Origin of the sequence: Pseudonocardia zijingensis (assembly GCF_042657305.1) — a bacterium.
GTDB lineage: Bacteria > Actinomycetota > Actinomycetes > Mycobacteriales > Pseudonocardiaceae > Pseudonocardia > Pseudonocardia zijingensis.
On sequence record NZ_JBHSKO010000009.1, the window covers coordinates 92,788 to 117,634 of the forward strand.

The 24,847-nt window shown below is 73.8% G+C and carries 20 protein-coding genes; 15 read left to right on the forward strand and 5 right to left on the reverse strand.

The window, feature by feature from the left end:
• Positions 1 to 234: 234 nt before the first annotated feature.
• The 10 genes from glmS to ACFPL3_RS19515 all read left to right on the forward strand — a co-directional run bounded on the left by glmS (position 235) and on the right by ACFPL3_RS19515 (position 13,034).
• Entirely contained in the window at positions 235 to 2,043 is a 1,809-nt protein-coding gene (glmS, locus tag ACFPL3_RS19470) for a glutamine--fructose-6-phosphate transaminase (isomerizing) (protein ID WP_343938031.1), read from the forward strand.
• 113 nt (positions 2,044 to 2,156) lie between these two features.
• Positions 2,157 to 3,689, forward strand: coding sequence for an ABC transporter substrate-binding protein (locus tag ACFPL3_RS19475; RefSeq protein WP_343938029.1), 1,533 nt, complete (start codon positions 2,157 to 2,159; stop codon positions 3,687 to 3,689).
• Positions 3,686 to 4,726: an ABC transporter permease gene (locus ACFPL3_RS19480; RefSeq protein ID WP_343938027.1), complete on the forward strand. Its 1,041-nt coding sequence runs from the start codon at positions 3,686 to 3,688 to the stop codon at positions 4,724 to 4,726. Before ACFPL3_RS19475 ends, ACFPL3_RS19480 begins: the two co-directional genes overlap by 4 nt.
• Positions 4,723 to 5,541: an ABC transporter permease gene (locus ACFPL3_RS19485; RefSeq protein WP_343938025.1), complete on the forward strand. Its 819-nt coding sequence runs from the start codon at positions 4,723 to 4,725 to the stop codon at positions 5,539 to 5,541. Before ACFPL3_RS19480 ends, ACFPL3_RS19485 begins: the two co-directional genes overlap by 4 nt.
• Entirely contained in the window at positions 5,542 to 7,320 is a 1,779-nt protein-coding gene (locus tag ACFPL3_RS19490; RefSeq protein WP_343938023.1) for an ABC transporter ATP-binding protein, read from the forward strand.
• Positions 7,321 to 7,344: 24 nt separating this feature from the next.
• Positions 7,345 to 8,232, forward strand: a complete 888-nt coding sequence (locus ACFPL3_RS19495; protein WP_343938021.1) for a beta-keto acid cleavage family enzyme — start codon at positions 7,345 to 7,347, stop codon at positions 8,230 to 8,232.
• Entirely contained in the window at positions 8,229 to 9,185 is a 957-nt protein-coding gene (locus ACFPL3_RS19500; protein WP_343938019.1) for a 3-hydroxyacyl-CoA dehydrogenase NAD-binding domain-containing protein, read from the forward strand. The genes ACFPL3_RS19495 and ACFPL3_RS19500 overlap by 4 nt, the downstream gene beginning before the upstream one ends.
• On the forward strand, positions 9,175 to 9,615 hold the full coding sequence (locus tag ACFPL3_RS19505; RefSeq protein ID WP_343938017.1) for a thioesterase family protein: 441 nt from the start codon (positions 9,175 to 9,177) through the stop codon (positions 9,613 to 9,615). Before ACFPL3_RS19500 ends, ACFPL3_RS19505 begins: the two co-directional genes overlap by 11 nt.
• Positions 9,616 to 9,644: 29 nt before the next feature.
• Positions 9,645 to 12,647: a DUF3604 domain-containing protein gene (locus ACFPL3_RS19510; RefSeq protein ID WP_343938015.1), complete on the forward strand. Its 3,003-nt coding sequence runs from the start codon at positions 9,645 to 9,647 to the stop codon at positions 12,645 to 12,647.
• Positions 12,648 to 12,701: 54 nt separating this feature from the next.
• Complete coding sequence (locus ACFPL3_RS19515) at positions 12,702 to 13,034, forward strand: hypothetical protein (protein ID WP_343938014.1); 333 nt, start codon at positions 12,702 to 12,704, stop codon at positions 13,032 to 13,034.
• 279 nt (positions 13,035 to 13,313) lie between these two features.
• Here the strand turns inward: ACFPL3_RS19515 and ACFPL3_RS19520 are convergent, their stop codons facing one another.
• Together ACFPL3_RS19520 and ACFPL3_RS19525 are read right to left on the reverse strand one after the other, a co-directional pair.
• Entirely contained in the window at positions 13,314 to 13,799 is a 486-nt protein-coding gene (locus ACFPL3_RS19520; RefSeq protein WP_343938012.1) for a CAP domain-containing protein, read from the reverse strand.
• 97 nt (positions 13,800 to 13,896) lie between these two features.
• Positions 13,897 to 15,054: an aminotransferase gene (locus ACFPL3_RS19525; RefSeq protein WP_343938010.1), complete on the reverse strand. Its 1,158-nt coding sequence runs from the start codon at positions 15,052 to 15,054 to the stop codon at positions 13,897 to 13,899.
• A 115-nt stretch (positions 15,055 to 15,169) separates the two neighbouring features.
• Here ACFPL3_RS19525 and mreB point away from each other — a divergent pair, with 115 nt between their 5' ends.
• Positions 15,170 to 16,165, forward strand: a complete 996-nt coding sequence (mreB, locus tag ACFPL3_RS19530) for a rod shape-determining protein (RefSeq protein WP_343938008.1) — start codon at positions 15,170 to 15,172, stop codon at positions 16,163 to 16,165.
• A 14-nt stretch (positions 16,166 to 16,179) separates the two neighbouring features.
• Here the strand turns inward: mreB and ACFPL3_RS19535 are convergent, their stop codons facing one another.
• Complete coding sequence (locus ACFPL3_RS19535; RefSeq protein WP_343938006.1) at positions 16,180 to 19,128, reverse strand: FtsW/RodA/SpoVE family cell cycle protein; 2,949 nt, start codon at positions 19,126 to 19,128, stop codon at positions 16,180 to 16,182.
• Positions 19,129 to 19,155: 27 nt separating this feature from the next.
• Positions 19,156 to 20,157, reverse strand: a complete 1,002-nt coding sequence (locus ACFPL3_RS19540) for a hypothetical protein (protein ID WP_379589471.1) — start codon at positions 20,155 to 20,157, stop codon at positions 19,156 to 19,158.
• Between the two features lie 255 nt (positions 20,158 to 20,412).
• Here ACFPL3_RS19540 and ACFPL3_RS19545 point away from each other — a divergent pair, with 255 nt between their 5' ends.
• Entirely contained in the window at positions 20,413 to 21,360 is a 948-nt protein-coding gene (locus ACFPL3_RS19545; RefSeq protein WP_343945435.1) for an EamA family transporter, read from the forward strand.
• Between the two features lie 58 nt (positions 21,361 to 21,418).
• Complete coding sequence (locus ACFPL3_RS19550) at positions 21,419 to 22,327, forward strand: NAD(P)-dependent oxidoreductase (RefSeq protein ID WP_343945434.1); 909 nt, start codon at positions 21,419 to 21,421, stop codon at positions 22,325 to 22,327.
• Here ACFPL3_RS19550 and ACFPL3_RS19555 read toward each other — a convergent pair.
• The gene (locus ACFPL3_RS19555; protein WP_343945433.1) at positions 22,314 to 23,189 is read right to left on the reverse strand and encodes a LysR substrate-binding domain-containing protein; all 876 of its coding nucleotides are present in this window, start codon (positions 23,187 to 23,189) and stop codon (positions 22,314 to 22,316) included. The genes ACFPL3_RS19550 and ACFPL3_RS19555 overlap by 14 nt on opposite strands.
• Positions 23,190 to 23,272: 83 nt before the next feature.
• On the opposite strand from ACFPL3_RS19555, the gene ACFPL3_RS19560 reads away from it, so the two are divergent.
• Together ACFPL3_RS19560 and ACFPL3_RS19565 are read left to right on the forward strand one after the other, a co-directional pair.
• A complete protein-coding gene (locus ACFPL3_RS19560; RefSeq protein WP_343945432.1) occupies positions 23,273 to 23,941 on the forward strand; it encodes a CoA transferase subunit A in 669 nt (222 codons plus the stop codon).
• Positions 23,938 to 24,603 carry a 3-oxoacid CoA-transferase subunit B gene (locus ACFPL3_RS19565; protein ID WP_343945431.1) on the forward strand — a complete coding sequence of 222 codons (666 nt, stop codon included), beginning with the start codon at positions 23,938 to 23,940 and terminating at the stop codon, positions 24,601 to 24,603. The genes ACFPL3_RS19560 and ACFPL3_RS19565 overlap by 4 nt, the downstream gene beginning before the upstream one ends.
• Positions 24,604 to 24,847: the final 244 nt, after the last annotated feature.

Here is a 24,847-nt window from a genome sequence, read left to right on the forward strand (position 1 = left end):
GGTCGGCCCGGCTCGTGAATCGCTGCGGACAGCGTGGATCGGAAGGCGTGGCCGATCGATGGAGTGGTCCCCCCAGCTGTTGGAGCCACCCCCCGAGAGCGGAGGGAGGAAACCCTACGGCGGAACCGGGGGCCCGGCCTCCCCCCTTCCTCGTGGGGGCACCCTGGTCGCGTTCGGTGCGGTCGCCGACTCTTCTTCCGCGGGACGCGAACTCGACTCGAGGAGAGGCGCCCTATGTGTGGAATCGTCGCCCACTGCGGAGAGGCGTCGGCCGTGCCTTCGCTGCTCGGCGGACTGGAACGCCTCGAATACCGCGGATACGACTCGGCGGGAATCGCGTGGCTGCACGGTGCCGGGCACCGGTTGCGGGTCGCCCGGGCCGCCGGCCGGCTCTCGGCGCTGCTCGACGTGCTGCCCGCCGACGCCGCGGACGACGTGGCGGTCGGGATCGGGCACACCCGCTGGGCCACGCACGGTGAGCCCACCGCGGCCAACGCCCACCCGCACCGCGACTGCACCGGCACCGTCGCCGTGGTGCACAACGGCACCATCGACAACGCCGACGCGCTGGCGGAGCGGCTCTCCGCCGCGGGCCACCGGATCGGCACCGAGGTCGACACCGAACTGATCGCGCACCTCATCGAGGAACAGCTCGATGGGGCATCTCCCGGGACGGGCGACGGCCTGGACCGGCTCGCGGAGGCCGTCGCCGCCGCCGTGGGGCAGCTGCGGGGAGCGTGGGCGCTGGCCGTGACCGCCGAGGGCGTGCCGGGGGTGGTGCTCACCCGCCACCGCAGCCCGCTGCTGGTCGGGACCACTCCCACGGCGCTGACCGCGGCCTCGGACACCCTCGGGCTGTGCCCGCGGACCGCGACCGTCCGGGAACTGGGCGACGGCGACACCGTCACCCTCGCCCCCGGCCGCACGCTGCGCTGGCGCGGTCCCGGCGGACGGGAGACCGAGCCGCCCGCGCCACTGCGGCTCTCGGTGCGGCACCACACGGTCGAGCTCGACGGGGCGCCGGACCACACGAGCAAGGAGATCGCCGAGCAGCCGGCGGTGGTCGCCCGCATCCTCGACGCGGTGGCCGGGCGGCTCGCCACCGGCAGGCTGCTGGGCGACCTCGGCATTCCGGGGGACCGGCCGGTGCGCCTGCTGGCGTGCGGCAGCTCCGCCCACGCCGCCTCGGTGACCGCGCGCATGATCAGCAGGCTCGCCGGCCTGCCGGCCCACGTGGTGCCTGCCAGCGAGCACTCGCCCGCGGGCGATGAGCTCACGGTGGCCTTCTCCCAGTCGGGGGAGACCGCCGACCTGCTCGCCGCGCACGCCGACGGCGGGCCCGGCCCGTGGCTGGCCGTCACGAACAACCCGCACTCCACGCTCGCGCGGCGCAGCGACGGGGTCTTCGACCTCGGGTGCGGACCCGAGCTCGCCGTGGCGGCCACCAAGTCGTTCACCGCCCAGGTCGTCGCCGGGGCCGCCCTCGCGCTGGCGCTCGCCGCCGCGCGCGACCGGCGCGCCGTCGCCGAGTGGGAACGCGTGCTGCTCGGCATCCCCGACCGGCTCGCCGCCACCGACGCCATGGCGCGGCCCGTCGCCGAGGAACTGGCGAAGGCGTTCGCCCACCAGCCCGGCTGGGTGTTCATCTCCCGCGGCGCGGGCGTGCCCTACGCGCAGGAAGGCGCGCTCAAGCTCAAGGAACTGGCCTACCGCTGGACCGAGGCGCTGCCTGCGGGCGAGCTGAAGCACGGGCCGATCGCCCTCGTCACCGCAGGCGTCCCCGTCGTCTCGGTGACCGCCGCGCCCGCCGACCGGCTCGCCGTCAATGCCCGCGAGCTCGCCGCGCGCGGCGCCCGGATCATCACCGTGGGCGGGGCCGGTCAGGACGCCGTGCTGCCCGCCGTCCTGCCCACCCGCGAGCCCCCGTGGGGTCCGCTGGAGTCGGTGGTGGCGCTGCAACACCTCGCCCGCGAGGTCACGGTCGAACTGGGTCACGACGTCGATCGCCCGCGGAATCTCGCGAAGTCCGTGACCGTCGAGTAACGGCTCCCGCGGCGCGAACCCTCCTGCGTTGACGGTCCCCCTCGGGGTGGCTAGGTTCACATTGCTCCGAGGGGGTTCGCATCATGCGACAGTTGCCGCCGTCCCGTCGAGATGTGCTGAAGCTCGGCCTGCTCACGGGCGCCGCGCTCGCCGGCCTGCCGGGGTGTGGCGCGGTGCCGCAGCGGCCGCCGCCCGGCACGCCCCCGGTGCGCGGCGGCGTGTACAGCCACGGCGCCACCGGCGGTGGCCTGAAGGACACGCTCGATCCGTACTTCCCGGTGACCAACCCGGACATCAGCCGGTGCGTGCAGCTGTACGAGCCGCTCCTGCGGTGGAACCCGGACTACGAGATCGAGCCCGCGGTCGCCGAGTCGGTCACGCCGAACGCCGACAACACGCAGTGGACGATCCGGATCCGCGACGGCGTGGAGTTCCACCACGGCAAGACGGTCACAGCCGAGGACGTCATGCACAGCCTCGCCACGGTGACCGACCCGGACAACCCGGGCTCCGGCGGCACCGAGCTCGCCACCGTCGTCGAGCTGCAGAACTCGAAGGTGCTCGACCCGCGCACGATCGTGCTGCAGCTCAACTCCCCGTACGCCGTGCTCGACCAGCTGCTCGCCGAGTACACCGTGGGGATCATCCCCACCGACTTCGACATCTCCCACCCGGTGGGGACCGGGCCCTTCGCCTACCAGCACTTCGTGCCCGGCCAGCTGTCGCGCTTCGTGCGGCACGAGAACTACTGGGACGGCCCGGCCTACGTCGACGAGCTGTTCATCTACGACTTCGCCGACGACGCGGCAAAGGTCAACGCGCTGCTCGCGGGCCAGGTGCAGAGCATCGACAACCTGCCCAACTACCTGGCGGGCACCATCGAGCAGCAGGGCGCGTCGCCGCTGGTGTCCGACACCGGCGCGTGGGTGCCGTTCACGATGCGCGTCGACGTCGCCCCCTTCTCCGACGTGCGGGTGCGGCAGGCGCTGCGGCTGATCGTCGACCGCCGGCAGATGATCGACCAGGCGCTGGGTGGCTTCGGCGTGCTCGGCAACGACCTGTACGCCCCGTTCGACCCGGCCTACGCGAGCCACCTGCCGCAGCGCGAGCAGGACGTCGACCAGGCGCGGTCGCTGCTGCGCCAGGCCGGGCACGAGGACCTCGAGGTCGAGCTGGTGACGTCGAGCGCGGTGGGCGCCGGTGGGGTCGAGTCGGCGAACCTGTTCGTGGAGCAGGCCCGGCAGGCGGGCGTCACGGTGCGGCTGAACAAGGCCGACGCCAACGTCTTCTACGGCGACCGGTACCTGTCGTGGAACTTCGCCCAGGACTTCTGGAACACCCGCAACTACATCCCGCAGGTGGCCACCTCGTCGGTGGCGGGCGCCACCTACAACGAGACCCACTTCGACGATCCGACGTTCACGGCGCTGATCGAACAGGCCAAGCGCGAGCCGGACCCGGCGCGGCGCACGCAGCTCCTGCACGACGCGCAGGAGATCGAGTACAACACCGGCGGCTACATCATCTGGGGCTTCAAGCGCCAGCTCGACGCGTACTCGAACCTGGTCCAGGGCCTGGAACCACACCGGTACCTGCCGTGTTCGAACTTCCGCTTCTCTCGCGCGTCCTTCGTGAGGCAGCCGTGACCGATCTCGTGACGCCGGACTCCGCCACCGGCACCGCGGCGCCCGCGCCGCCCCGCCGACCCCCCGCCGCCCGGCCGTGGATCACGTGGTTCGCCCGCCGGATCGGCCTCGCCGTGCTGACGCTCTGGCTGTGCTCGATGCTGGTCTTCTTCGCCACCGCCGCGCTCGGCGACCCGGTGCGCGCGATCCTCGGCCGCGACTACGGCACCAGCCCGGAACGCGTGGCCGCGCTGGAGGCGCAGCTGCACCTGGATCAGCCGGTGATCAGCCGGTACTTCGCCTGGCTGGGCGGGCTGCTCACCGGCGACCTCGGCAACTCGGTGGCCAACGGCCTGCCGGTCGGCGAGCTGGTCGGCGGCCGGATCGTCAACTCCGCGGTGCTGGTGATCGTGGCGGCGATCGTGATGATCCCGGTGGCGTTCGGCATCGCGATGCTCTCGGCCGCGCACCGGGGCAGGCGCACCGACGGCGTGATCCAGCTCGTCATGATCACCCTGGCCGGGCTGCCGGAGTTCGTGGTCGGCATCCTGCTGGTGGCGCTGTTCTCCACCACGGTGCTGCACGTGCTGCCGGCCGTCACCATCGCCGGTGGCGGCGCCCCGCCGTGGTCGGCGCCGGGGTCGATGGTGCTGCCGGTGCTCACGCTGGTGATCGCCGTGGCGCCGTACGTGGCGCGCATCGTGCGGGCGAGCCTGCTGGAGGTGCTCGACTCCGACTACGTCGAGCTGGCCCGCCTCAAGGGTGTGCCCGAGCGCGTGGTCATGCGCCGCCACGCCCTGCTCAACGCGATCGTGCCCGGGATCCAGGTGATCGCGCTGCAGCTGGCGTGGCTCGCCGGCGGCATCGTGATCGTCGAGTACCTGTTCTCCTACCCCGGGATCGGCGCGAGCCTCGTCGACTCCGTGCGCAACTCCGACTTCCCGGTCGTGCAGGTGCTGGCCATGGTCATCGCCGCGGTCTACGTGGGCGTGAACCTGGTGGCCGACGTCCTGTCGATCCTGTTCACCCCGCGAGCGAGGACGGCGATCACCTCATGATCCTCACGACGAAGCGGATCGGGCGGCAGCGCAGGCTCGCCGCGGGGCTGGTGATCACGGCGGTCGTCGCCCTGATCGCGATCGTGGGCCCGTGGCTGGCCCCGTACGGCGAGACCGAGATCGTGGGCAAGCCGTTCACGATGGAGGGCGGCTGGCTGGGCACCGACTACCTCGGCCAGGACGTGTGGAGCCGGGTGCTGGCGGGCGGCGGCCCGATCCTGGTCACCGCGGTGGCCGCCACCGCGTTCGGCATGGTGCTCGGCATCGTGATCGGGGTGGTGGCCGCCTACGCGGGCGGCTGGCTCGACGAGGCGATCATGCGGCTCAACGACGTCGCGCTCGCCTTCCCGCAGATCCTGCTGGCGCTGCTCGTGCTCACCGCGGTCGACCAGCCGGCCGCCTGGATGATCGTGCTGCTGGTCGGGGTCTCGCACGCGCCACGCGTGGCGCGGGTGGCGCGCGGGGTGGCGCTGGGCATCGTCTCGCGCGACTACGTCCACTCGGCGGAGGCGCTCGGCGAGTCCCGGCTGCGGGTGCTCGCGGCCGAGGTGCTGCCGAACATGAGCGCGCCGCTCCTGGCCGAGGCCGGGCTGCGGCTCACGTACTCGATCGGCATGGTCGCCGGCATCGGGTTCCTCGGCTTCGCCGCCAACCCCGGCGCCGCCGACTGGGGGCAGATGATCAACGAGAACCGGCTGGCGCTGCTGGTGCAGCCGTGGGGCGTGCTGGCGCCCGTGCTCGTGATCGGGGTGTTCACCGTGGGCACCAACCTCATGGCCGACGGGATCGCGCAGCTCTCGGGACGGGGCGAGTAGATGACCACCACCACCGAAGCCGGGTGCGTCCTGTCCGACCTGCGGGTCGCGCTCACCGGGAGCGACGTCGACGTCGTCGACGAGATCAGCATCGAGCTGCGGCCCGGTGAGGTCGTCGGGCTGGTCGGGGAGTCGGGGTCGGGCAAGACCACGGCCGGCACGGCGCTGCTGGGGTACGCGCGTCACGGCGCGGTGATCGAGCGGGGCACGCTGCTGTTCGAGGGCCAGGACGTGCTGGCCCTGCCGTGGGAGCGGGTGCGCGAGATCCGCGGCCGCAAGATCGCCTACGTGCCGCAGGACCCGGGCGCGGCGCTCAACCCCGCGATCCGCATCGGCCGTCAGATCGTGGAGCTGCTGGAGCTGCACGGGATCGGCACGCCCGCGGAGCGCCTCGACGGTGCCCGGGCGGGCCTGCGCGAGGTCGGCCTGCCCGACGACGACGAGTTCCTGGCCCGCTACCCCCACCAGCTGTCCGGCGGCCAGGTGCAGCGGGTGGCGCTGGCGATGGCGTTCCTGCCCCGCCCCAAGGTGCTGGTGCTGGACGAACCGACCACCGGCCTCGACGTCACCACGCAGGGCATGGTGCTGCGCACGATGGCCGCGCTGTGCCGCAGCTACCGGGTGGCGGCGCTCTACGTCACCCACGACCTGGCCGTGGTGGCCAACATCGCCGACCGGGTGGCCGTCATGTACGCCGGGCGGATCATCGAGCTCGGCTCGCGGGAACGGATGTTCTCCCAGCCCGCGCACCCCTACACCCGGGCGCTGCTGGACGCCATCCCGCACCTGGGCCACGCCCGCGCGCTCACCGGCATCCCGGGCAGCACCCCCGGCCCCGGGCGCCGCCCGTCCGGCTGCCGGTTCCACGACCGCTGCGAGTACGTCCAGGACCGCTGCGCACAGGTCGATCCGCCGGACGTCGAGGTGGGCCCGGACCACGCCGCGAAGTGCGTGCGGATCGGCGAGATCGGGCACTGGGACATCGACCGCGGCAACGTCGCCGACACCGACCCCGCCAAGAAACGCGACATCATCCTCACCGTCGAGGACCTGCGGGTGTCCTACGGGCGCAAGGAGGTCGTGCACGGCGTCGGGTTCGACGTGGGCAAGGCCGAGGTCGTGGCGCTGGTGGGGGAGTCGGGCAGCGGCAAGACCACGATCTCGCGCTGCGTCGGCGGGCTGCACGCCCAGTGGTCCGGCGAGCTGACGTTCGAGGGCAGGCCGCTGGGCAAGGGCTCGCGGGCGCGCAGCGTGGAGGACCGCAAGCGGATCCAGTACATCTTCCAGAACCCCTACCTCTCGCTGAACCCGCGGCGCACGATCGCCCAGATCGTGGCCCGGCCGATGGAGCTGTTCGGCATCGCGAAGGGCAAGGCGGCCCGCGACCGCGTGGTGGAGCTGCTCGACGCGGTGGCGCTCGGGCCGGGCGTGCTCGAGCTGCGCACCGACCGGCTCTCCGGCGGCGAGCGCCAGCGGGTGGCGATCGCGCGCGCCCTGGCCGCCGAGCCGGACCTGCTGGTCTGCGACGAGATCACCTCGGCGCTCGACGTGTCGGTGCAGGGCTCGATCGTGGCGCTGCTGGAGGAGCTCCGGCAGACGCGGGGGATCAGCATGCTGTTCGTCACCCACGACCTGGCGCTGGTGCGCTCGATCGCCGCGCGGGTGCAGGTGCTGCACGCCGGTGCGGTCGTGGAGTCGGGCTTCGTGGTGGAGGTCCTCGACTCGCCGCAGCAGGAGTACACGAAGCGGCTGATCGGCAACTCGCCCACGGTCGGCTGAAGGGAGTCAGGGGGTGGTTCGGTCGTGACCAGGAAAGTCGTCATCACCTGCGCGCTGACCGGTGCGGGGGACACCGTCGGCAGGTCCGAGCACGTGCCCGTCACACCGGAGGAGATCGCCGCGGCCGGCATCGCCGCGGCGCGCGCGGGAGCGGCGATCGTGCACGTCCACGTGCGCGACCCGCAGACCGGCGCAGGGTCGCGCGACGTGGCGCTCTACCGGGAGGTCGTGCGGCGGCTGCGGGACAGCGACGTCGACGTCGTGATCAACACGACGGCCGGGATGGGCGGTGACCTGTACCTGGACCCGCGGGACCCGTCCGGGTTCGCCGAGGGCACCGACCTGGTCAACGGGATCGAGCGGCTCGCGCACGTCGAGGAGCTGCTGCCCGACATCTGCACCCTCGACTGCGGCAGCCTGAACTTCGGCGAGGGCAGCCTGGTCTACGTCAGCACCCCGGACATGCTGCGGGCCGGCGCCAAGCGGATCCAGGAGCTCGGGGTGCGCCCCGAGCTGGAGATCTTCGACACCGGCAACCTCTGGTTCGCCAACAAGCTCGTGGAGGAGGGCCTGATCGACCCGCCCGGGATGTACCAGCTGTGCATGGGCATCCCGTACGGCGCCCCGCCCGATCCCGCGCTGCTCGTGGCGATGGTGGCGCAGATCCCGCCGGGGGTGGTGTGGGCGTCGTTCGCCCTCGGCCGGATGCAGATGCCGTGGGTGGCGCAGTCGGTGCTGCTCGGCGGGCACGTGCGGGTGGGGCTGGAGGACAACCTCTACCTCGGGCGCGGCAACAAGGTCGACAACGCGGCGCTGGTGGCCAACGCCGTCACGATCATCGAGGCCATGGGCGCCGAGGTGGCCACGCCGGACGAGGCGCGGGAGATCCTGTCCCTGCGGCCCCGCACGTGACCGGGCGCGTCCCGCCCGAGCGGGTGCGCACCGTCGCCTGCATCGGGGCCGGGGTGATCGGCGGCGGCTGGGTGGCCTACTTCCTGGCGCACGGCTTCCGGGTGCACGCCTGGGACCCCGCGCCCGACGCGGAGGCGCGGCTGCGCACGCTCGTGGACGCGGCCTGGCCCGCGCTCACGGAGCTGGGGCTGGCCCCGGGCGCGAGCGTGGACCACCTGACCGTCACGGCCGAGCTCGCCGACGCCGTCGGCGAGGCCGACTACGTGCAGGAGAGCGCCCCGGAGCAGCTCGACCTCAAGCGCGAGCTGCTGGCGGACATCGACGCGGCCACGCCCGCCCACGTCGTGATCGGCTCCTCCACCTCCGGCTACGGCATGACCGAGATGGCGGCCGACGCCGCCGGCGCGCACCGGCTCGTGGTCGCGCACCCGTTCAACCCGCCGTACCTGATCCCGCTGGTCGAGGTCGTCGGGGGCGAGCGCACCGCGGCCGACGCCGTCGCCTGGACCGAGGAGTTCCTGCGCCACATCGGCAAGTCGGTGATCGTGATGGACCAGGAGGTGCCGGGGTTCATCGCCAACCGCCTGCAGGAGGCGCTGTGGCGGGAAGCGCTGCACATGGTGGCCAACGGCGAGGCCACCCCCGCCCAGATCGACGCCTCGATCATCGACGGGCCCGGCCTGCGCTGGGCCTTCCACGGCCCGATGCTCACCTTCCACCTCGCGGGCGGGCCCGGCGGCATGGCCCACATGCTCGACCACTTCGGGCCCTCCCTGCTCTCGCCGTGGACCCGGCTCGACGCCCCCGAGCTCACCCCGGAGCTGCGCGACAGCGTGGTGGCGGGCACCGAGGAGTCGGCGGGGGAGCGGACCATCGCCGACCTCGTGCGCGAGCGCGACCGGCGGCTCGTCGACGTGCTGCGGGTGCTCGGCAAGGTGCCCGGTGCCTCCTGAGCCGCGGGTCTGGACCGAGGACGTCCGGCCGGAGTGGATCGACTACAACGGCCACCTGTCGGAGGCCTACTACGTGCTGGTGTTCGGGCACGCCACCGACGCGGTGATCTTCGGGCTGGGCATCGACCCGGCCGTCACCGGCACGTCGCTCTACACGGTGGAGGCACACGTCCGCTACCTCGACCAGGTGCCGCCCGGCGCGCGCCTGGAGGTGCGGACATCGGTGATCGGTGCGAGTGCGAAGCTGCTGTGGCTCTGGCACGAGATGCGGTCCGAGGGCCGGCTGCGTGCCACCGAGGAGGTCCTCGCGGTACACGTGGACGCCGGAGCCGGGCGCTCGAGCCCGTTCCCGGACGAGCTGCGGGCACGCATCGAGGCGTTGCGGGTGCCTGCGCCCGCGCACGCCGGGCGGCGGATCGCGCTGGGGTGAGCGCTGGGGTGAGGAGGAGAAGGAAGTACATGGGTCACGGGCACGGACACGGTCATGGTCACGGGCACGGCTGCGCGGCCGACCACCACCGCGGGGAGTACACCGACCGGCAGCGCGCCGACCTCGACCTGGTGCTCGCGTTCAACCACCGCCTGGCGCACGCCGTGGAGCAGTGCGTCGACATCGGGGACACGATCGCGGCGCTCGACCCGGACCCGCTGCGCTACATGTGGGTGGACGAGGGCGCCGGGCTGATCCCGGACCAGCTGGCGCGGGCGGCCGAGGTGCTGGACGGCGCGCCGCGCCTCGCCGGGCACGTGCGGGAGACGGCCCGGCCGCGTGAGCACAGCCGCAACGCCGCCCGCCCCACCGTCGCCACCGGTGGTGGCCGCACCCTGATCGGCTGGCTGGAGTGGGTGCCGGGCGAGGGCGACCGGCTGGTCGCGGAGCTGGACGGCGCCACGGCGGTGGTGATCGAGGGCCCGGAGGACCTGTTCCGCCCCACCGCGGTGATCACCGCCGGCGGCACGCCGTGGCTGCTGTTCGGGCGGTCGGTCGCGTCCGTCGTGGGGGTGTGGGCGAGCCGGTTCGACGGGGCGGGCTGGACCGAGCCGGAGCTCGTGAGCACCACGGACGGGCCGTCGTTCAACCAGGAGGTGCTCGCCCACCCCGACGGCAGCCTGCACGTGTGCTGGCAGGGCCGCTCCGGCGACGGCTTCGGGATCTTCGCGCGCCGCTGGGCGGGCGGCTGGGAACCGGCCCGGTGGGTGAGTGAGGGCGCCACCGGCAACGCGTGGGACCCCACGCTCGCCGTCGTGCCGGACGGGATGGCGTACGCCTGGTCGGAGTACGACGGCGGTAGCTACGCGGTGGTGCTGAACGTCGGCGGCACGTCGCGCCGGCTCACCGGAGGCTCCGACTACGCCCTGCACCCGAGCCTGGCCTGCACCGCCGACGGCCGGCTGTGGTGCGCGTTCGACGTGGTCACGGTGCAGGGGCACGGCGGGAGCGGGCCGACCCGGTTGCGTCCCCGCGGGCAGGCCGCGCCGCTGCCGAGCGGCATGCGCGAGGCGGGTGACAGCGTGCCCCCGGAGCTGCTGCCCGAGGTGAGCGCCGCGATCCGGGTCGTGTGCGTCACCGGCGACGGGCTCGTCACCCCGCCCGGTGAGCTCGCGCCGGGGCTGAACGTCGTGCCCTCGGCGCTGCCCCGGCTGCACGCCACCCCCGACGGCGGCCTCGTGGTGGCCTACCGGGTGCACCGGCAGCTGCCGCTGATGACGTACTACTGGGAGGCCGCCTCCCAGGTGCTCGGCCCGGACGGGTGGCTGCCGCCCACCACGTACACGGGCACCGACGCCACGCTCGAGGAGGTGGCGCTCGCGGACGGCCTGCTGGTCACCCAGTCCGACGGCAGGCTCGACCGCGCCCTCGGCTGGACCGAGGGGTTCGGCGGGCGCGAGTGCCCGTACCTGGCCGACCACCACGGCGCCGTGATCTGGCACGGCGTGCACGGCGCGGGCCAGGTGGTCGTGGCCCCGGTCGCGTCCGCGGGACCGGCGGCGGACGGCAGCGAGCGGTCCGCGCTGATCAGCTCGGACGGGCGCCAGGAGGAACGGCGCTGGGTCGGTGCCGCCGCGCAGGAGCGCTACCGCGTGGGGGAGCACACGCTCTACTGGGGTGATCTGCACCGGCACTCGCTGGTCAGCCGGTGCACCTCGGGCGACGAGCCCTCGCTGGAGGACTTCTACCGCTACGCGTGGGACGTCGACTCCTACGACTTCTGGGCGGTCACCGACCACGCCGAGAACTCCACCGAGTACCAGTGGTGGAGCATCCAGAAGATCGCCGACCTGCTGCACGTGCCGGGCCGGTTCGTGCCCCTCTACGGCTTCGAGTGGACCTCCGCCGACACCGGCCACCAGAACGTGATCTACGGGGACGTGGCGCGCGGCGCCCCGATCTTCTCGGCGTTCGCCGAGGGCACCACCACCCCGGACGGGCTGTGGCGGGCCCTCGCGCAGCACCCGGACCACCCGGCGATCACGATCCCGCACCACCCGGGCTCGGCGATGGTGCACAACGACTGGGACTACCACGACCCGCGCTACAGCCGCCTGGTCGAGGTGTTCCAGGCCTGCCGGGGCAACTACGAGTCGGACAACTGCTTCCGGCAGTACTCCGACGGCACCGCGACCGGCACCTTCATGCTCGACGGGCTGCACCGCGGGCACCGGTTCGGTCTGATCGCCTCCTCCGACCACGGCCACGGCGCGAGCTACGTCGGTGTGCTGGCGCGCTCGCTCTCGCGGGCGGACGTGTTCGACGGGCTGCACGCGCGGCGCACCTGCGCGGCCACCACCCGCGGCATCGTCGCCGACCTGCGGCTCGGCCCCCACCTGATGGGCTCCGAGGTCACCTGGGACGGCCCGCGGCCGCTCACCGTGCACGTCCGCGGCTACGCCGAGCTGGCCCGGATCGACATCGTGCGCGACGGCGAGGTCGTGCACAGCGTCCGCGGCGAACCCGAGCTGCGCGACGGCCACGTGCGCGTCGACCTGCGCGTGGAGTGGGGCAAGGCCGACGTCACGATGTGCTGGGACGGCCGGCTGCGGGTGAGCGGCGGGGCCAGGCTGCTGCTGCCGGAGTTCGTCGGCCCCGAGGTGGTGGCGATGGACGAGGAGTCGGTGTCCTGGGAGCACGTGACGCACAGCTTCGGCGAGCCCTACGGCGCGCAGCGCGGCGGGGTGGAGGTGAGCGTGTGCGGGCCGCCGGACGCGGTGGTACACCTCGAGTGCGCGGGCCGCACGGCGTCGTTCGAGCTCACGAAGCTGGCCGCGCGCGGTGTGGTGCTCGACGACGAGCTGCCCGGAGAGCTCGCGCTGCTGCCCGCCACCGGCGCGCTGCTGGGCCTCGGGGTGCGCGAGCTGGACGTGCCGCTCGTGGACGATTCCACCGCGCCGGCGTTCTACTACGCCCGCGTGTACCAGGTGGACGGGGAGATGGCCTGGTCCTCGCCCATCTGGGTCGGATAGGCCCGTCTCGGCGTGCCGCTTGTCCCCGGCGGGGAGAGTCGCGAGACTCGGGGGGTGAGCGAGTACTCGTTGGACCTGCAACTCGACGAGGCCGGACTGGCCGCCGAGCTGCCCCGACCCCAGAATCCGCAGGACCAGATCCACGACGTGCCCTTCCGGCCCGTCCAGTTCCGCGACGACGACCTGCCGACGGCCCTGGAACGCGCGGCCGCCTGGCTGCGGCGCACCCAGGAGTGGCTGGGTGAACCGGTCGACGTGATCGCGATCCACCTCGACTACGACGACGAGGCCGGTTCTCCGTACTACGAGGTCAAACTGCTCTGCAACGACGAGGACCTGGCGGGCGCACCGGTGGCCCAGCGGGAGGCCGCTCAGACCGGCGACTGAGCCGCCCGGCTCGGGTCTCCGGTGGCGCCGCGCATCGTGCGGGGCCGCTCCTCACGCCTGAAGGGCGCCTGCGGCGTCGCTTCGCGCCCCTTGACCCGTGAGCCTCTGCGGCCCCTCCCGGGCGAATCGCGGCCAGGCCGGGGCCCGGCCCGGGTGGGCGCGCGGCGCCACCTCCGGCCGGTCCCGCGGGCATGATCAGGGCTTTGGCGCGTTCTCGGGCGAAATCGACCCGGGAATGCGCCAACTCCTCGATCATGGGCCCAGCGCCGGCGCCGTGCCTCAGCCGCCGAAGTCCTGCACCCAGTAGTGGCCGTCGGGCGCGTAGCCGATGCCCACGTGGGTGAATTCGCAGTCCTCGATGTTCCTGCGGTGCCCCGCCGACGCCATCCAGACGTCCATGACCTCGGCGGCGGTGGGGTAGCCGTGAGCGAGGTTCTCGCCGGTGGCCTCGTCGTACCCGGCGGACCTGATCCGCTCGCCCGAGGTCGTGCCGCTGCGGTTCTCGTGCTCCAGGTAGCGGTGGCGGGCCATTTCCGTGGCGTGCTTCTGGGCGACGGCGCCGAGCTGCTGGTCGGCGCGCACCGGGTCGCAGCCCGCCTCCGCGCGGATCGCGTTGGTCCGTGCGATCACGTCGGTGGCCCGGCTGCCCGCCGACGCCGACGCGTCCGCCGCGGGAGCGGCGGCGGTGGCGCCGCCGAACAGCAGCGCAGCGAGCGCGAGGACGGTGAGGGAGACGCTGACGGGGCGGTGCCCTGGCCTGGACATGGCGGGAAAGCTAGCAACGGCGCCCGGACCCGAAAGAGAGCTCCGGGCGTCGCCCGCACAGGTTGGATGCGGTGACGCGCAGTGATCGCCGGGCCGGTCAGCCGGCCGCGATCTCGAGGCGCCCCGCGAAGTCGGTGAGCGCGTCGCGGTCGGCGTTGCTGAGGCTCACCCGGAACGTGCCGCGGTCGTCCGGGAGGAAGGCGGTACCGGGGATGACCAGCGTGTCGAGCTCGACGACGAGCCGGCGCACGACGTCCTCGGTGGGCCGGCCGGGGAACGGGTGGCGCACCCAGCCGAACAGCCCGCCCACAGACAGGAGCTCGAAACCGCCGGGCCGGTCGGCCATCACCGTGCGGAACCAGTGCCGCCGGTCGGCGATCTCCCGGGCCCGGTCGCGGCGCCACTCCCGGGCCGCCGTGAGCCCGGCCCACGCCGCCTCCTGCCCGATCCGCGGCGCGCAGATCGCCACGCAGTCGAGCAGCTTCGTGACCTCCCGGCCCAGCTCCGGCGAGCCGACCAGCGCACCCACGCGGTAGCCGGGGATGGCGAAGTCCTTGGAGAAGCTGTGCAGGCTCACGACCGTGCGGCCCCAGTCCGGGACGGAGAACAGCTCGTGCGGGGGCTCCTCGGTGTCGCGGAAGGACCGGTAGGTCTCGTCGAGGATGAGCGCGACGTCGTGGCGGGCCGCGACCTCGGCCAGCGCCGCGATCCGCTCCGGCGCTGCGGTGGCGCCGCTCGGGTTGCCGGGCGTCACCAGCACGATCGCGCGGGTGCGCGGGGTGATCAGGGCCTGCGCGGCCTCGGGTGTGGGCACCATGTCGGGACCCGGCTCGAGGTACACGGGCACGATCCCGGCCATACGCAGCCACATGTCGTGGTTGAAGTAGTACGGCAGCGTGAGCACCACCTCGTCGCCCGGCGCGGCGAGCGCCGATACCGCGAGGCAGAACGCCTGGTTGCACCCCGATGTGACGATCACGTCCTCGGCCCGCACCCGCCCCCGGTACGCGTCGGACAGGTCCGCGGCGAACGCCTCGCGCAGGTGCGGCAGGCCCGCGATCCCCACGTAGTCGCCGCCCCGCGGGTGGCGGGCGGTGGCGACGATGTGCTCGAGCACCTCGGGGGCCGCCGGGTACTGGGGCGCCGCCTGCGAGAGGTCGAGCAGCTCGCGTTCCTTCGCGCGGCGGTCGAGCAGGGCGTGGGCAGTGCCGATGGGCGAGTCGGTGGTCTGCACCGTCCACTGGTTCAGTCGCACACCGCCATTCCTACCTGGCGGCGTCGAGCCTGCGCCGCCCGGACCGACCGCGCACACTAACGCTGGCGGGGCCCGGGGCGAGTCCATCGGCGACGCGGGGTGTGGGGGAGGCGGTGTGTCGGACTTCGGAATCGACCTCGGAACTGCCAACACCGTCGTCTACGACATCAACCAGGAGGTCGTGTACGACGAGCCGTCGGTGCTGCTGCGGCGGCGCCGGGGCGGGCGCCGCGGCGCGCTGGTCGCGATCGGGCGGGAGGCGGCGGACCTGCTCGGGCGGGTGCCCGCGGGCATGCAGGCGGTGCGGCCCCTGCAGGACGGGGTGATCACCGACCTCGACACAGCCCGGACCTACCTGCGGGCGGTGCTGCGCCGCGCGGTGTCCAACCCCTGGAGCCGGGTCCACGGGCGGGTGGCCATCGGCGTGCCGTCCGGCGCCACCGATCTGGAACGCCGCGCGCTGCTCGCCGCGGCGGACGAGGCCGGGATGCACCGGGCCACGGCGATCGACGAGCCGATCGCGGGCGCGCTGGGGTGCGGCATCGACCCCATGGACCGGCGCGCCCACATGGTGGTCGACGTCGGCGGCGGAACGGCCGAGGCCACGGCCTTCTGCTACGGCGGCGTGCTGACCTCCCGCTCCTGCCGCGTCGCGGGCGACGAGATGACGGTTGCGCTCTTCCGCCACCTCCGCGAGCACCACCAGCTCATCGTCGGCGAGCGCACCGCGGAGGAGCTCAAGATCCGGATGGGGGTCGCGAGCGAGCCCAGCCTGCCGGTGCCGGGCCTGGACGCCGGCACCGGGCACGCCCGGCTGGTGACGATCTCGACGGCGGAGATCGCGGAGGTGATCCGCCCGATCACCGAGGAGATCATCCGCACCCTGGGCGCGGCGCTGCACGACCTGCCGCCCGACGCCGCGAGCGACATCCTGGCCGACGGGGTCGTCGCGTTCGGCGGGGCGTCGCTCACCAGGGACTTCGACCAGCGGCTCGAGAAGATGCTCGGCTTCCCGGTGAAGATGGCCGACTCCCCGCTCACGTGCGTGGCCGAAGGCGCCGCCCTGAGCCTGCACGCCCCGGGGGTCCTCGACGCCTTCGGCTGGAGGTAGGGCTCACCTCCTGCTCATCCGGTGGGCTGCTGCATCGGCCCGGTGGCGAGCATCTCCTCCCGGTGGTCGGCGTAGTACTGGAATGCGCCGGCCACCACGCCCTTCACGTTGTTGCCGCCCTTCCCCGAGCCCTGGACCACGGCCGTGACCACGAGCTCGGGGTTGTCCGCCGGTGCGACGGCCGAGAGCCAGTTGTCGTACGAGCCGTCGGGCAGGCTCCCGTCCTGCGCCGTTCCCGTCTTCCCCGCCACCGGGATCGGCAGGCCGGAGAGCGCCGCCGCGGTGCCACCGGTCACCGCGCCGCGCATGCCCTCGCGGATCGGGCCGAGCCGGTCGGCGAAGGGCAGCGGGGACGGGGCCGGGGCGGGCAACGCCGTGTAGGTGCTCCCCTCGGTGCCCGTGGCGAGACCCAGCCGGGGGGTGACCATCTGTCCGGTGGCGATCCCGGCCGTCCACCGCAGGTTCTGCAGCGGCGTGGTCTGCAGGTAGCCCTGCCCGATGCCGAGGATGACCGTCGACCCGCCGTACCAGTGGCCGCCCGCCGCGGTGACGGACTCCGGGGTGCCGAGGTAGCCGGGCGACTCCCCGGGCAGGTCGATGCCGGTCGGGGAGCCCACGCCGAGCGCGTGGGCGGCCTCGATCAGCGGCTCCGGGCCGAGTGCGTTCGCCAGCTTGTAGAAGTAGACGTCGTTGGACCACGCGATCGACTGCACGAGGTTCATCGGGCCCATCACCCGCCAGTTGCCGAACGTGTGGCCGCCCAGGGTGAAGCTGCCGCCCGTCGGGATCGCCCGTTCCGGCGGGAACACCGGGTGGAGCACGCCGGCCGTGGCCACCACGAGCTTGAACGTCGACCCCGGTGGCAGCGCCGCCTGGGTGACCTTCTCCAGCATCGGGTGGCCGGGTGCCTTCGCGGCCGCGTCGAGGGCCGCGGCGTCGAGCGGGGGACCGAAGACGTTGTTGTCGTAGGACGGGAGGCTCGCCATCGCCAGGACCTGCCCGTCGCGGGGGTCCATCGCCACTGCCGCCGCGACCCGGCCGCGCCCGGTGCCGGCGCGCAGGGCGGCCTCGAGGCTCGCGGTGAGCTGCCGTTGCAACCCGAGGTCCAGGGACGTCCGCAGGTCGGCGCCGCGCACCGGCTCGACCCGCTCGGCCATCGCCACGGGCACGCCGACGGGGTTGACGTACACGCACTGGCGCCCGTTCACCCCGCGCAGGAGCGCGTCGTACTGCATCTCCAGGCCCGCCCGGCCCACGAACTCGCCCGACGGCAGGCCCGGCCACCGGTCGGTCTCCTTCGGCGTCGCGATGCCGACGAACCCGAGCACGGGCCCGAGCAACGAGCCGGTCGGGTAGGTGCGCCGGGGCGTCGGCGTGACCACCACACCGGTGAGACCGGCGGCGGTGACGGCGTCGGCCACCGCCCGGGGCACCTCGGCCACCACCACCGAGAGGGTGGTGCGGGGGACGCCCTCGAGCTCGGTGCGCACCTCGTCGGCCGGCCGCCCGGTGAGCTCCGCGAGCCCGGCGAGGTCGTCCGGCCGGGAGAGCACGATGTTGGGCACCGCGCGGACCTCGTAGGTGCCCGCGTCCGCCACCGAGGCGCTCAACGCGAGCGGTGCCCCGTGCCGGTCGGTGATCGCACCGCGCTGCGCGGGGATGCGGATGCAGCGCGTCATCTGGTCCTCGCCCGCCGCGGCGAGCTGCGGTCCGCGCTCGGCGAGCAGGGTCCACGCGGAGTGGCCGAACACGATGAGGAGCACGGTCACGGCCAGGGCGATCGCCCGCACGAGCCGGGGCCGCCTGCTGCGCCAGCGTGACATCATCCAGAGCCGCCGCCGGGCCCCGTCGCGTCGCACGCCGAGGGCGACCCCCAGCGCGGCCAGGTGCACGAGCAGGGCGGTGCCGCCGTAGCTGACCAGCGGGAACGGCACCCCGGCCAGCGGGAGCAGCCCGAGGTTGCCTCCGGCCGACACGATGACCTCCACGCCGAACAGCACGGCGAGCCCGCCTGCCACCAGCGCGCCCGCGGCGGGCCGCACCGCGCGGGCGGCCAGCGCGAGCCGCCAGATCAGCACGACCGCCGCGACCACCGCGCAGGCCGCGGCCACCAGCCCGTACTGCTCGACGAGGCTCGCCAGCGCGAGGTCGGTCTCCTTCTCCGGGAGGTACTCGGCGAGCAGGCCGGTCAGCGGGTCGTCGGCCCGGCCGAAGAGCGACCCCCAGGCCATCGCGATGTGCGACTGGAGCAGCGTCCACCCGGCGCTGGTCGGGGACTCCTCGGCCCCGACGAGGAAGCTGCCCAGCCGTTGGAGCTGGTAGGGGCGCAGCAGGCCGACGGCGAGCGGTGCCGCGATCGCCGCGGCCCCGAACAGCGGCACCAGGAAGCGGGCCGGCACCCGGCCGATGATCAACATCGTGATCGTGAGGGCCAGCAGGATCAGCGTGGTGCTGAGGTCGGGCTGCAACACGGTCAGCGAGATCGGGACGGCGGCGAGCACCATCGCGAACGTGAAGCGCTGCCACGCCGGCCGGCTCGAGCCGAGCGTCACGGCCAGTGCCAGCAGCAACCCCAGCTTGGCCAGCTCCGAGGGCTGGAACGTGAGGTCACCGAAGGCGATCCAGCGCTTCGCGCCGTTGAACGTCACGCCGGCGACGTGCACCGTGGCCAGCAGCGCGACGGCGGCCACGTACGCCACCCAGCCCAGCACCGTGAGCACCCGCATCCGGAACTGCCACAGCGCCACGAGCACCACCACGCCGACGCCGGCGAGCGCCGCCTGCCGGGCCGCCATCTCGAGACCGTCGACGGCGTAGAGGTTGGCGAGCCCGAGGCCGACGAGCGCGACCGCCGCGAGGACGGCCACGAGGTCGAACGCCAGACCGCGGGTGTCCCGGCGCCGCATCGGCTCGCGCTCGGGCTCCTCCGGCACCGGGTGATCGCCGTGCTCCACGACCAGCATGCCTGCACCCCCCATCCACGTTCTCCGCTAGTTCGCGCACGCCCCGTTCCCGGGGATGTCCACGGGCGCGCTCGCCGCGGTGGCGGGCGCGGTCGCGACGGCCACGACGGCCAGCGCACCGGCGTCGGGGAGCGCGACGGTGCCGACCGCGTCGGCCCGGTCGCCGCCGGGCGGCACGGTGACCGACCCACCCGGCACGGTGGTCGCCACACCGGTGCACCGGTCGAGGATCCGCATGTTCCACGTGACCGTCTGCGGTCCGGCCTGCGGCTGCACCACCACCTGCGTGCGCAGGGCGCACGCGGTGCCGGGCGCGCACGGCTGGACCGGCCGGAGATCGACGCGGTCGATCGGGCCCGCGGCCGCCGGCTCCGGCGGGACGACCGGGGGCAGCCCCGTCGGCGTCGCCGGCGCGGCCGCGGACCGGCCCGCGTCGAGCACCGCCTGCACGTCCTCGGCGATCCGGTCCTGCAGGAAGGCGATCTCGACGCCGACGATCGCGACCAGCAGCACCAGCGACAGTCCCCACTTCCAGCTGCGCGCCACGAGGGCCCGGGCGCGGGCCCGCCGGGTGCGGCGCGGGCGGGTCCGGCGCCGCGGCGGGGGGCTGGGGGCGACGATCGGCTGCGCGACCCCGGTCAGCACCCTGACCAAGGTCGACAGCTCCGCCCGCGCCTGGGCACCCTCGGGCGCGTCGGCCTCGCGCAGGATCGCCGCCGCGAACGCGAGGCGGCCCTCCGGCGACCGCGTCTCCGCCGCGGCGCGCTCCAGGGAGGAGGCCGCTTCCCCGTCGGTGGCCGCCCGGAGCTCGTCGAGTACCGCGGCGGCGGTGGCGAGCCGGGCCTCATGGCTCCCGGCGGGGCCCGAGCCGGCCACGCGGGCCCTGCCGTCGGGCCCGACGAGCACGGCCGACCCGGCGGCCGCCTCCGGGTCCTCGAGCGCGGCGAGGACGTCCGTGCCGAGCGCGACGGCCTGGGCAGGGGTGAGTCGCGCGACCGCGAGCAATCGCCGCAGGTCGACGTCGTGCACCGCGGGCAGCGGTCGGTGCGTGCCCCTCGCCGATCGTGGGCGGACGGGTGCCCCCGACAGCACCGCTCGCCTCGAACCGGACCGCGTCATGGCCCACCTCGCTCGGACCGTCCGGAATCCCCTCGCGCGTCCAAACAATTGCACCATGAAAATGCCTGTCGTGGGCAGGAGGAATTCCCGGCGGCCGATCGGGCCGGGACCCGCTGCCCCGTCTGCCCGGGGAATGCGCGCGGCGCCGCCCCGGTTGACTGCCACGTGTTGCGGGGACGTACGGGGGTCGGTGTCGCGCTGGCGGTCGTTTCCGCCGTCACGTTCGGGCTGTCGGGGCCGTTCGCGAAGGCGTTGACCGACGCGGGCTGGTCGGCCAGCGGTGCGGTGCTCGTCCGGATGGGTGGCGCCGCGGCGATACTGCTGGTGGTCCTGGCGCTGACCCGTCCCGGGGTGATCGCCGCGATCCGCTCCGACTCGCCCGCGCTGCTCCTCTACGGCGTGCTCGCGGTGGCCGGCGTGCAGGTGGCGTTCTTCAACGCCCTGCTGTACGTGCCGGTCGCGATCGCCCTGCTGCTGGAGTTCCTCGGCCCGATCCTCGTGCTCGCCTGGGTGTGGCTGGTGCGCAGGCAGCCGCTCGGCGCCCGCACGCTGTGCGGCGCCGCGATCGCGTTGTTCGGGCTGTCCCTCGTGGTGCAGGTGTGGACCGGCGTCGAGCTGCGCTGGGAGGGCCTGGCCTGGGGCCTCGCCGCCGCCGTGTGCCAGGCCTCCTACTTCCTGGTCGCCGACCGCGCGGGCAGCAGCACCCCGCCGCTCGTGCTCGCCGGCGTCGGGATGACCGTGGGCACGGTCGTCGTGGTGCTGCTCGGGGTCGCGGGCGCGCTGCCGATCGTGATCGACACCGCCGCCACGGGCGTGCTCCTCGCCGGGGTGGACGTCGGGTGGCCGCTGGTGGCGTTCCTGCTCGTGGTGGTCTCGTCGGTGATCGCCTACCTGGCCGGCGTGGCCGCGATCGCGCGCATCGGCGCGTCCCGCGGGTCGCTCGTGGCCCTGCTCGAGGTGGTGGCGTCCGCGATCGCCTCGTGGCTGCTGCTCGCGCAGGTGCCCACCGCGGTGCAGGCCGTCGGCGGGGCGCTGATCCTCGGCGGCGTCGCCATGACGATCACCACCCGGCGTCCGGCCGCCGTCACCCCCGAGGTCTCGCCCGCGGCCTGAGATCGTATTACCGTATGCCGACGGCACGACGGACGTGCCGAGTGCGGAGGTCGTGCGGGTGACGAAGCGGGTGCTGTTCATCGGACTCGGGGTGATGGGGCTGCCGATGGCCCGCAACCTCGCCGCGGCGGGCGTCTGCGACCTGGTCGTCCACGACGTCGACCCCGCCAGGGCGCAGGAGCTGTCCGTGCCCGCCGGGGATCCGCGCACCGAGGCCGCGCAGGCGGACGTGCTCCTGCTGATGGTGCCGAGCAGCGACATCGTCGAGTCGCTGCTGCTCGGCGACGGGCTGCTGGACCGGCTGCAGCCGGGCGCGATCGTGCTCGACATGAGCTCGTCGCGGCCCGCGAGCACCGTGGAGCTGGCGAAGCGCGCCGCCGGGCGCGGGGTGCGGTTCGTCGACGCGCCGGTGTCCGGCGGGCAGGCCAGGGCCGTCACCGGCGAGCTGTCGATCATGGTCGGCGGCGACGCGGACGCCGTCGAGCAGGTGCGGCCGCTGCTCGAGGCGATGGGTACGACCATCCAGCTCACCGGACCGGCGGGCTCCGGCCACGCCCTCAAGGCGCTCAACAACCTGCTCTCGGCCATCGGCCTCGCCGGGGCCGCCGAGGTGCTCACCACCGGCACCCGCTTCGGGCTCGACCCGAAGATCATGCTGGACGTCATCAACAGCTCCACCGGGCGCAACCACGCCACCCAGGTGAAGTACGAGCCCTACGTGCTGTCGGGCACCTTCGACTCCGGGTTCGCACTGTCGCTGATGGTCAAGGACCTGCGCACCGCGCTGCAGATCGCCGAGGACACGGGCACGCCCACCCCGGTGGCGCGCGCCGTGGTAGACGCGGCGGCGCAGGCCCTGGACGACACCCCGGAGCCGGGGGCCGACCACACCGTGCTCGCGCGGTGGATCGCCGCGAAGGCGGGCGTCGACCTCGCCGAGTCCGCGGGCCGCGCTACGGCTCCATGAGGTCGAGCAGCCCCTCCAGGGGCGTCGAGATGCTGTCCGGTCGCCAGATCACGGCCAGCTCCACGTGGTGGTTCCCCTCGTCCAGGGAACGCAGCACCACGCCCTGACGGCGCAGCGTCGCCGCCGACGACGGCACCACCGCCAGCCCGATGCCCGCGGCCACGAGCCCGAGCACCGTCTGCACGAGCCACACGCCGCGCTGGGCCACGCGTGGCGCGATCCCGGCCTCGGCGAAGAGCGCCGTGATCGCGGCGTGCAGGCCGGGCACGTCGTGCCGTGCGGGGAGCACGAACGGCTCGTCCGCGACGTCGGCGAGCGCCACCGCACCGGCCGCGCCCGCCGGATGGCCCTCGGGGAGGGCGAGCAGCAGCTCCTCGGAGGCGAGGTGGCGCTGCGCCAGATCGGGCTCGCCGACCGGCGGGTAGAGCACCCCGACGTCGAGGCGGCGCTCCTGCACGGCGCGCAGCAGCGCGTCGGGCGTCATCTCGCGCAGGCCCAGCTCGACGGCCGGGTGCGCGGCGCGGAAGCGGCGCAGCAGGTCGGGCAGCACGCCGTTGATCGCCGAGGGGACGAACCCGACGGCCAGCCTGCCGACCGTGCCCTCGCCGATGCCGCGCACCATCCGCACGGTCTCGTCGAGGTCGCCGAGCAGGCGTCGAGCCTCGGGGAGCAGGGCGGCGCCCGCCGCGGTGAGCCGGATGCTGCGGCGGGAGCGGTCGAACAGCGGGGTGCCGATCTCCCGTTCCAGGAGCGCGATCTGCTGGCTGAGCGGGGGCTGGGCCATGTGCAGGCGCTGCGCGGCGCGGGTGAAGCTCAGCTCCTCCGCCACCGCCACGAAGTACCCGAGCCGCCGGTAGCGCACGACAACATCTTATATGCGGATCGTTCCGTTTCAGACGAAGCAGATGTTGGACGTATGGGTCGGCGCCGTGGTCAGCTCGTCACATGTCCACACTCGCCGAGCGGGTCACCGTCGACGTCGCCGAGGCGGTGGCGCGCATCCCGGACGGCGCCACCGTCATGGTCGGCGGCTTCGGCCTGGTCGGGGCCCCGCTCACCCTGATCGAGGGCCTCCTCACGCACACGACCGCCGGGAACCTCACCGTCATCAGCAACAACCTGGGGGAGCCCGGGCGCGGGCTGGGCCGGCTGCTGCTCGAGGGCCGGGTCCGCAAGGCCGTCGGGTCCTACTTCACCAGCAACCCCGACGTCGTCGCGGCCTACCAGGAGGGCAGGCTGGAGATCGACCTGCTGCCCCAGGGCACCCTCTCCGAGGCGATCCGCGCAGGCGGCGCCGGGATCGGCGGCTTCTACACCCGCACCGGCTGGGGCACCGCGCTCGGCGAGGGCCGCGACGAGCGGATCATCCGCGGCGAACCGCACATCTACCAGGAGAGCCTGCGCGCCGACGTCGCGCTCGTGCGCGCCCGGGCGGCCGACGAGCTGGGCAACCTCGTGTACTCGAAGACCGCGCGCAACTTCAACCCCGACATGGCCACCGCAGCCGACCTCGTGATCGCCGAGGTCGACGAGGTGGTGCCGGTCGGCGCGCTCGACCCGGAGGCCGTCGCGACCCCCCACCTGTTCGTCGACGCGGTGGTGCTCAGCCGATGAGCGAGATCCAGCACCGGATCGCGGCGCGCGTGGTCCCGCACATCCGCCAGGGCGCCGTGGTCAACCTCGGCATCGGCATCCCCACGCTCGTGGCCGACCACCTGCCCCCCGGCCACGTCGCGCACCTGCAGACCGAGAACGGCCTGCTCGGCGTCGGCCCCACCCCACCGCCCGACCAGATCGACCCGGACCTCGTGCACGCGGGCAAGCAACCCGTCACCGCCCGGCCCGGCGCCTCCTACTTCGCCAGCTCGGCCTCGTTCGGAATGATCCGCGGCGGCCACGTCGAGGTCGCGGTGCTCGGCGCCCTCCAGATCGACGCCGCCGGCCGCATCGCGAACTGGGCCATCCCCGGCAAGCCCGTGCTCGGCGTCGGCGGCGCCATGGACCTCCTCGTCGGAGCCCGCACCGTCGTCGTCGCCACCACCCACACCGCGAAGGACGGCTCCCCGAAGATCGTGCCGGAGTGCACGTTCCCCCTCACCGCCCAACGCCCCGTCGACGTCGTCGTCACCGAGGCGGCGACCTTCCGCACCGACGAGGACGGCCTCGTGCTCGTCGACCTCGCCACCGGCACCACCGTGGAGTGGGTGCGCGCGCACACCACGGCCCCCTTCCGCGTGGAGCTGGCCGAAGAACCGCTGGCGGCGGCGGGGCAGTAGAACGCGCTGGACCGGCGATCATGGGGTCTGGTGTGCTGCTCGCGCTGATCAACATGAGATCAGCAGCGCCTGGAGGTGGCGGCGACTGCGTTGGCGTACTGCTCAGGTGGCACCGCCGCTCCGGACCTTGAGCAGCGCGGGACCGCTCTGCCCACGCGAGTCGGACCTGGTGGTCGTGGCCTGTGCTCTGAGGTGCTGCTCACGCGGATCTTCGGCGGTGAGCAGTACGTGGGGGTGGTGGTGG